This is a genomic window from Streptomyces sp. CC53 (assembly GCF_001865245.1).
Lineage (GTDB): Bacteria > Actinomycetota > Actinomycetes > Streptomycetales > Streptomycetaceae > Streptomyces.
The window spans coordinates 1-7,671 of sequence record NZ_MKXB01000044.1 but is presented as its reverse complement, the minus strand read 5'-3'; the positions used below and the strand labels follow the sequence as shown (position 1 = coordinate 7,671).

At 72.4% G+C, this 7,671-nt stretch carries 5 protein-coding genes; all 5 read right to left on the bottom strand.

The genetic code is table 11. The features are described 5' to 3' along the window. Positions 1 to 183: 183 nt before the first annotated feature. Entirely contained in the window at positions 184 to 1,641 is a 1,458-nt protein-coding gene (murD, locus tag BJP40_RS04115; RefSeq protein WP_071278654.1) for a UDP-N-acetylmuramoyl-L-alanine--D-glutamate ligase, read from the bottom strand. Next, on the bottom strand, positions 1,623 to 2,693 hold the full coding sequence (gene mraY / locus BJP40_RS04110) for a phospho-N-acetylmuramoyl-pentapeptide-transferase (RefSeq protein WP_071269199.1): 1,071 nt from the start codon (positions 2,691 to 2,693) through the stop codon (positions 1,623 to 1,625). The genes murD and mraY overlap by 19 nt, the downstream gene beginning before the upstream one ends. Beyond that, the gene (gene murF / locus BJP40_RS04105; protein ID WP_071278652.1) at positions 2,690 to 4,120 is read right to left on the bottom strand and encodes a UDP-N-acetylmuramoyl-tripeptide--D-alanyl-D-alanine ligase; all 1,431 of its coding nucleotides are present in this window, start codon (positions 4,118 to 4,120) and stop codon (positions 2,690 to 2,692) included. The genes mraY and murF overlap by 4 nt, the downstream gene beginning before the upstream one ends. A gap of 4 nt (positions 4,121 to 4,124) precedes the next feature. Then, the gene (locus BJP40_RS04100; protein WP_071278650.1) at positions 4,125 to 5,816 is read right to left on the bottom strand and encodes a UDP-N-acetylmuramoyl-L-alanyl-D-glutamate--2,6-diaminopimelate ligase; all 1,692 of its coding nucleotides are present in this window, start codon (positions 5,814 to 5,816) and stop codon (positions 4,125 to 4,127) included. A 16-nt stretch (positions 5,817 to 5,832) separates the two neighbouring features. Then, positions 5,833 to 7,671: penicillin-binding protein 2 (locus tag BJP40_RS04095; protein ID WP_256220629.1), on the bottom strand; the 1,839-nt coding region annotated here is incomplete at its 5' end.

Here is a 7,671-nt window from a genome sequence, read left to right as displayed (position 1 = left end):
GGGCGGGCGCGGTCGGGGCGGGAGCCGTCGGGCCGCCGCTCGGGCGGACCCGCGCGGCGGCGGGTCGGTGTGCCGTGGGGGCCGGGACCGCCCCGGTCCCGTCGGGCGTGGCGGCGGTCGGCTCGGGCGGCATGGTCGCTGTCCCCTCCAGTCGTGTCCGGCGGCGCCGGACGCTGCGGCTGGTCAGGCGTCGCGCTCGGCGGCCAGGGTGCGCACGGCGTCCGCGAACGCCTCGCCCCGCTTCGTGTAGTTGACGAACATGTCCATCGAGGCGCAGGCCGGGGCGAGGAGCACCGTGTCGCCCGGCCGGGCGAGCGCCGCCGCCTCCCGGACCGCCGCGGGCATCGTCCCAGTGTCGGTCCGGTCGAGGTCCACGACCGGCACTTCGGGCGCGTGTCGTGCGAGGGCCTCACGGATCAGTGCACGGTCGGCGCCCATGAGGACGACGCCGCGCAGCCGGGCCGCCGACTTCCGGACCAGTTCGTCGAAGGTGGCGCCCTTGGCGAGGCCGCCCGCGATCCAGACGATCGGGTCGTAGGCGGCCAGCGACGCCTCCGCGGCGTGCGTGTTGGTGGCCTTGGAGTCGTCGACGTACGCGACTTCGGCGACCTCCTCCACGAACTCGATGCGGTGCGGCTCGGGGCGGAAGGCGCGCAGCCCGTCCCGTACGGCGCCGGGCTCGACGCCGAAGGCCCGGGCGAGGGCGGCGGCGGCGAGGGCGTTGGCGATGTTGTGCGGGGCCGGCGGCTGCACGTCGGAGACCTGGGCGAGCTCCTGCGCCTGCTTCTGCCGGTTGGGCACGAACGCCCGGTCCACCAGGAGGTCGTCGACGACACCGAGCTGGGACGGGCCGGGGGTGCCGAGGGTGAAGCCGATCGCACGGCAGCCCTCCTCGACGTCGGCCTCGCGGACCAGGTCCTCGGTGGCCTGGTCGGCGGCGTTGTAGACGCAGGCGACCGTGTTGCCCTCGTACACGCGGCCCTTGTCGGCGGCGTACGCCTCCATGGAGCCGTGCCAGTCGAGGTGGTCGGGCGCCAGGTTGAGGACGGCGGCCGAGTGGGCGCGCAGGGAGGGCGCCCAGTGGAGCTGGTAGCTGGACAGTTCGACGGCGAGGACGTCGTACTCCTCGTCGCCGAGGACGGCGTCCAGCAGGGAGACCCCGATGTTGCCGACGGCGGCGGTGCGCAGGCCCGCGGCCTCCAGGATGGAGGCGAGCATCCGGACGGTCGTGGTCTTGCCGTTCGTGCCGGTGACCGCGAGCCAGGGGGCGGGCGTGCGGCCGGCGTGGCCGCGCAGCCGCCAGGCGAGTTCGACGTCGCCCCACACGGGGACGCCGGCCGCCTCGGCGGCGGCGAACAGCGGCTTGTCGGGCCGCCAGCCGGGCGCGGTCACGACGAGTTCGGTGCCCTCGGGCAGGGTGTCCCCGTCGCCGAGGCGAACGGCGATCCCCTCGTCCGCCAGCTCGGCGGCCTGCGCGCGGGCGCGCTCGTCGTCGCCGTCGTTGACGACGGTGACGTGCGCGCCCAGACCGTGCAGGACGCGGGCGGCGGGGACGCCGCTCACGCCGAGGCCGGCGACGGTGACCCGTCGGCCCGGCCAGTCCTCGGTCCTGCTGTCGTCGCTCACTTGCCCGCTGCCCATCCCGCGTAGAAGAGCCCGAGGCCCACGATGACGCACATGCCCTGGATGATCCAGAACCGGACCACGACGAGGACCTCGGACCAGCCCTTCAGCTCGAAGTGGTGCTGGAGCGGCGCCATCCGGAAGACCCGCTTGCCGGTGAGGCGGAAGGAGCCGACCTGGATGATCACGGACAGGGTGATGAGCACGAAGAGGCCGCCGAGGATGGCGAGCAGCAGCTCCGTGCGGGAGGTGATGGCGAGACCGGCGAGGGCGCCGCCGAGGGCGAGGGAGCCGGTGTCACCCATGAAGATCTTGGCCGGCGAGGTGTTCCACCAGAGGAAGCCGAAGCAGGCGCCCATGAGGGCGGCGGCGACCACGGCGAGGTCCAGCGGGTCGCGGACCTCGAAGCAGGCGTTCGGGTTGGTCAGCGTCTCGGCGTTGAGGCAGGACTCCTGGAACTGCCAGAGGCCGATGAAGGTGTACGCGCCGAAGACCATCACGGAGGCGCCGGTCGCGAGGCCGTCCAGGCCGTCCGTGAGGTTCACGCCGTTGGACATGGCGAGGATCATGAACAGCGCCCAGACGACGAACAGCACCGGGCCGATGGACCAGCCGAAGTCGGTGATGAACGACAGCTTCGTGGAGGCCGGCGTCAGGCCCTGCTTGTCGGAGAACTGGAGGGCGAGGACGGCGAAGGCGATGCCGACGATCAGCTGGCCCGCCATCTTCGCCTTGGCCCGCAGGCCCAGCGACCGCTGCTTGACGATCTTGATGTAGTCGTCGAGGAAGCCGACGAGGCCCATGCCCGCCATCAGGAACAGCACCAGCAGACCCGAGTACGTCGGGTTCTCCCCGGTGATGACCTTGGCGAGGGCGTACGCGATGAGAGTGGCCAGGATGAAGGAGATGCCGCCCATGGTGGGCGTCCCCTTCTTGCTGCCGTGCGTGCGCGGGCCGTCGTCGCGGATGAACTGCCCGTATCCCTTGCGGGCCAGGAGCTTGATCAGCAGGGGCGTGCCGATCAGGGTCAGGAAGAGCCCGATGGCTCCCGCGAAGAGGATCTGCCTCATCGGCCGGTGACCTCGCCCTCGGTGGTGTTCCCGAGCAGCGCCTCGGCGACCCGCTCGAGCCCGACCGACCTGGATGCCTTCACCAGCACGACGTCTCCTGGCCGCAGTTCCCTGCGCAACAGGTCGACCGCCGCCTGCGCGTCGGACACGTGCACCGACTCCTCACCCCACGAACCCTCGTTATATGCGCCCAGTTGCAGCCAGGACGCTTCCCTGCCCCCGACTGCGACGAGCTTGCTGACGTTGAGCCGGACGGCGAGCCGTCCGACCGCGTCGTGCTCGGCTAGCGCCTCGTCGCCGAGCTCGGCCATGAGGCCGAGCACCGCCCACGTACGGCCCCCCCGGGCCCGTGCGGCCTCGCCCATGGCGGCCAGTGCGCGCAGGGCGGCCCGCATGGACTCCGGGTTCGCGTTGTAGGCGTCGTTGACGATCGTCACACCGTCCGGACGCTCGGTGACCTCCATGCGCCAGCGGGAGAGGGAGCCCGCCTCGGAGAGCGCGGCGGCGATCTCGTGCACGGGCATGCCCAGCTCATGGGCGACGGCGGCCGCGGCGAGCGCGTTCGACACGTGATGCTCACCGTACAGGCGCATGGTCACATCACTGCACCCGGAGGGTGTGTGAAGGCGGAAAGAGGGCTGTCCGCTCGCGGTGAGGCGGACGTTTTCGGCGCGTACGACCGCTTCGGCCGACTCTCCGAAGTAGACGACGCGGGCCCGGGTGCGGGACGCCATGGCCTTCACGAGGGGGTCGTCCGCGTTGAGGACCGCCACGCCGCCCTCCTCGGCGGCCGGAAGCGCCTCGACGAGTTCGCCCTTGGCCTGGGCGATCTTCTCGCGGCCGCCGAACTCGCCGATGTGGGCGCTGCCGACGTTGAGGACCAGGCCGACGCGGGGCGGGGTGAGCTCGGTGAGGTAGCGGATGTGGCCGACCCCGCGGGCGCCCATCTCCAGGACCAGGTGCCGGGTGTCACTGGTGGCGCGCAGTGCGGTGACCGGCAGGCCGATCTCGTTGTTGAGGTTGCCCGCGGGCCAGACCGTGGGGCCCAGGCGCTGCAGGAGCTGCGCGATGAGGTCCTTGGTGCTGGTCTTGCCCGCCGAGCCGGTGAGGCCGACGACGACGGTGCCGAGGCGCTCGACGACGGCCCGGGCGAGCGCGCCGAGCGCGGCGGTGACGTCGGGCACGACGAGCGCCGGTACGCCGACGGGGCGGGTGGCCAGGACGGCCACCGCGCCGGCGTCGACCGCCCGCTGCGCGTAGTCGTGCCCGTCGACGTGCTCGCCGGCGAACGCGGCGAAGAGGCTGCCGGGTTCGACCTGGCGGGAGTCGTAGACGACGGAGCCGGTGACCTGGACGGCCGGATCCGGTATGTCGTGTGGCTGCCCGCCGACGATTTCGGCGATCTCGGTGAGGGAGAGGGCGATCACTTCTTCATCCCTGACTGTTCTGGATGGCTTCCCGCAGGACCTGGCGGTCGTCGAAGGGCCGGACCACGCCCGCGATGTCCTGGCCCTGCTCGTGGCCCTTGCCGGCGACGAGCACGGTGTCGCCCGGCTGGGCGCGGGCGACGGCGGCGGCGATGGCGGCGGCGCGGTCCTCGAACACGGCGACGTCGCCCCGCTCGTGGATCGGCACCTCCGCGGCACCGGCGAGCATGGTGGCGAGGATCGCGAGGGGGTCCTCGGAACGGGGGTTGTCGGAGGTCAGAATGGCGGTGTCGGCGAGGCGTGCGGCAGCGGCGCCCATGGGGCCGCGCTTGGTGGTGTCTCGGTCGCCCCCGCACCCGAGGACGATGTGCAGCCGGCCCTCGGTGACCTTGCGCAGGGAGCGCAGGACGGACTCGACGGCGTCGGTCTTGTGGGCGTAGTCGACCACGGCGAGGTACGGCTGGCCCGCGTCGACGCGCTCCAGGCGGCCCGGTACGCCGGGCACGGCGGCGATGCCGTCGGCGGCCTCCTGCGGGTCGATCCCGGCCAGGGCCAGCGTGACGACGGCGGCGAGGGTGTTGGCGACGTTGAACGGGCCGGCCAGCGGGGCCTTGGCGCTGACGCGCTCGTCCTTGGGGCCGACGACGGTGAACGTGCTGCCGAGGGGGCCGATCTCGACGTCCTCGGCGCGCCAGTCGGCGTCGGGGTGGCCTTCGGCGGAGAAGGTCACGACGGGGATCTCCGCCTCCTTCACCAGCCTCCTGCCGTAGGCGTCGTCGAAGTTGACGACGCCCTGGCGGGAGCGGCGCGCGGTGAACAGCTGCGCCTTGGCCCGGAAGTAGTCCTCCATGTCGGAGTGGAACTCCATGTGCTCCGGGCTGAGGTTGTTGAAGACGGCGACGTCGAAGACGCAGCCGTCGACGCGGCCGAGCACGAGGGCGTGGCTGGAGACCTCCATGGCGACGGCCTCGGTGCCGCGTTCCCGCATGACGGCGAACAGTGCCTGGAGGTCGGTGGCTTCGGGAGTGGTCCGCTCGGACTTGATGCTCTCGTCGCCGATGCGGGTCTCGACGGTGCCGATGAGGCCCGTCTTCCGGCCGGCGCCCTTGAGGCCGCCTTCGACGAGGTAGGCGGTGGTCGTCTTGCCGGAGGTCCCGGTGATGCCGATCTGGAGGAGGTCGTGTCCGGGGCGGCCGTAGATGTCGGCGGCGAGTTCGCCCATACGGCCGCGCGGGTCGTCGACCACGAGGACCGGCAGTCCGGTGGCGGCGGCGCGCTCGGCCCCCGTCGGGTCGGTCAGGACCGCGACGGCGCCGAGGCCGGCGGCCTGCGCGGCGAAGTCCGCGCCGTGCAGCCGGGCGCCGGGCAGGGCGGCGTAGATGTCGCCGGGGCGGACCGCCCTTGAGTCATGGGTGATGCCGGTGACCTGGGCCTCGTCCTCCTGGGGCGGCTGCGGCGCGCGTGGGGCGGGGGCGTCCAACCGGGCCGCCAGGACGCCGAGGGGCGTGGGGCGGACCTGGTCCGGGCGGGGCGCTCCCTGCTGTTTCGCGGGGGCGTCCTGGTCGGTGTTTCGGGGCTGATCAGGGTGTGGCACGGCGGTGAGCGTACCGGGCGCACCCGTCGTGGGGCGAAATGAGGCGGCCGGGTTGGGTCGGGCTCCGGGGCGGTTCCCGGGGCCTGGCGTGATCGTCGTCACTGGCAGCTCCGCTCGGTCAGGTTCCTGGCGTGAAGGTGACCGGCATGCGCGGGGGCTGTTTTCCGGTCGGTGCGACGTGCAGGGTCTTCAGGGCGAACTCCATGACCTTCTTGAAGATGGGGCCGCAGATCCGGCCGCCGAAGTAGTCGCCCTTGGTGGGGTTCTGGATGGCGCAGTAGACGGTGACACGCGGGTCGTCGGCGGGGGCGAACCCGGCGAAGGAGGCGGTGTAGCCCTTGTAGCGGCCGGTTTCGGGGTCGACGCGGTTGGCGGTGCCGGTCTTGCCTGCGACGCGGTAGCCGGGGATGGCGGCTCTGGTCCCGGTGCCCTCCTCGTCGTCGACGACGGATTCGAGCATGGCGGCCAGGGTGGTGGCCGTCTTCTCGCTGACGACGCGCTTCCTGTCGGGTGCCGGGGCGGGCGTGAAACGGCCGTCGGGCCCGCGGGTGCCGCGGACGAGCGTGGGTTCGACCCGTACGCCTCCGTTGGCGACGGTCGAGTAGACGGAGGCGGCCTGCATGGCGTTGACGGACAGGCCCTGGCCGAACGGGATCGTGTACTGCTGCGAGGTGTTCCACTTCTGCGGCGGGGCGAGGATGCCCGGGGTCTCGCCGGGGTAGCCGAGGCCGGTGGGGCTGCCGATGCCGAACTTGCGGAGGTACGAGTCGAGGACCCGGTTGGCTTCCGCCTGGTTCTTCCCGAGTTGTCCGGTGGCGAGGATGGTGCCGATGTTGGACGACTTGGCGAGGACCCCGTTGAGGGTGAGGTACCAGGTGGGGTGGTCGATGTCGTCCTTGAAGAGCCGGTCGCCCCGGTGCAGGCGGTTGGGGACGACGACGTGCGTGGACGGGGTGGCGGCGCCCTCCTCCAGGACCGCGGCCATCGACATGACCTTGGCGGTCGAGCCGGGTTCGTAGGCGTCCTGGAGGGCGGCGTTGCCCATGGCGGCGGCGTTGGCCTGGGACAGGTCGTTGGGGTCGAAGCCGGGGGCGTTGGCCATCGCGAGGACCTCTCCGGTCCTGGTGTCCTGCACGATGACGTAGCCGCGGTCGGCGCGGGAGGCGGCGACCTGTTCGCTGATGGCCTTCTGGGCGGCCCACTGGATGTCCCGGTCGATGGTGAGCTCGATGTCGGAGCCCGGTACGGCGGGCGTCTCGTGGGCGTCGGCGGTGGGGACGCGGCGGCCGCCCGAGTGGGCGTACGTGATCTTGCCGTCGCGGCCGGCGAGCTCCTCGTCGAGCATGGACTCCAGTCCGCCGGCGCCGCGCCCCTCGGCGTTGACCCAGCCCAGTATCCCGGCGGCGAGGGTGCCGTTCGGGTAGACGCGCTTGCTGCTCTTCTCGCTGAGGACGCCGGCGAGGACGCTGGTGCCCGGCCCGCCCTTGGCCCGGTCCTCGCGGGCCTTCTTGGCGAAGAGGCTCTTGAGGTCCTTGATCTGGTTCCAGACCTGGGGGGTCTGCTTGCGGGCGAGGACGGCGTAGCGGGGCGAGGGCGGCGACTTGAGGGTGCGGACGAGGTCGGCGGGCTCCCTGCCGAGGAGGGGGGCGAGGAGGGCGGCGGCCTGCTCGGGCGCGTCCGGGACCTTGGCCTCTTCGGGGGTGAACATCTTGGGGTCCGCGGTGATGTCGTAGGCGTCGACGCTGGTGGCGAGGGCGCCGCCGGAGCGGTCAGTGATGACGCCGCGTTCGGCGGCCAGCTTGTGGCTGAGGTAGCGGTTCTTCTCGGCCTTGGCGGAGTACGCGGCGGCGTCGACGGCCTGGACCTGGAGCAGCCGGACGGTGAAGACCAGCATGACGAGGGTCAGGCCGATGCTGACGAAGCGCAGGCGGGGCCGGTGGTCGCCGAGCCGGAGGGG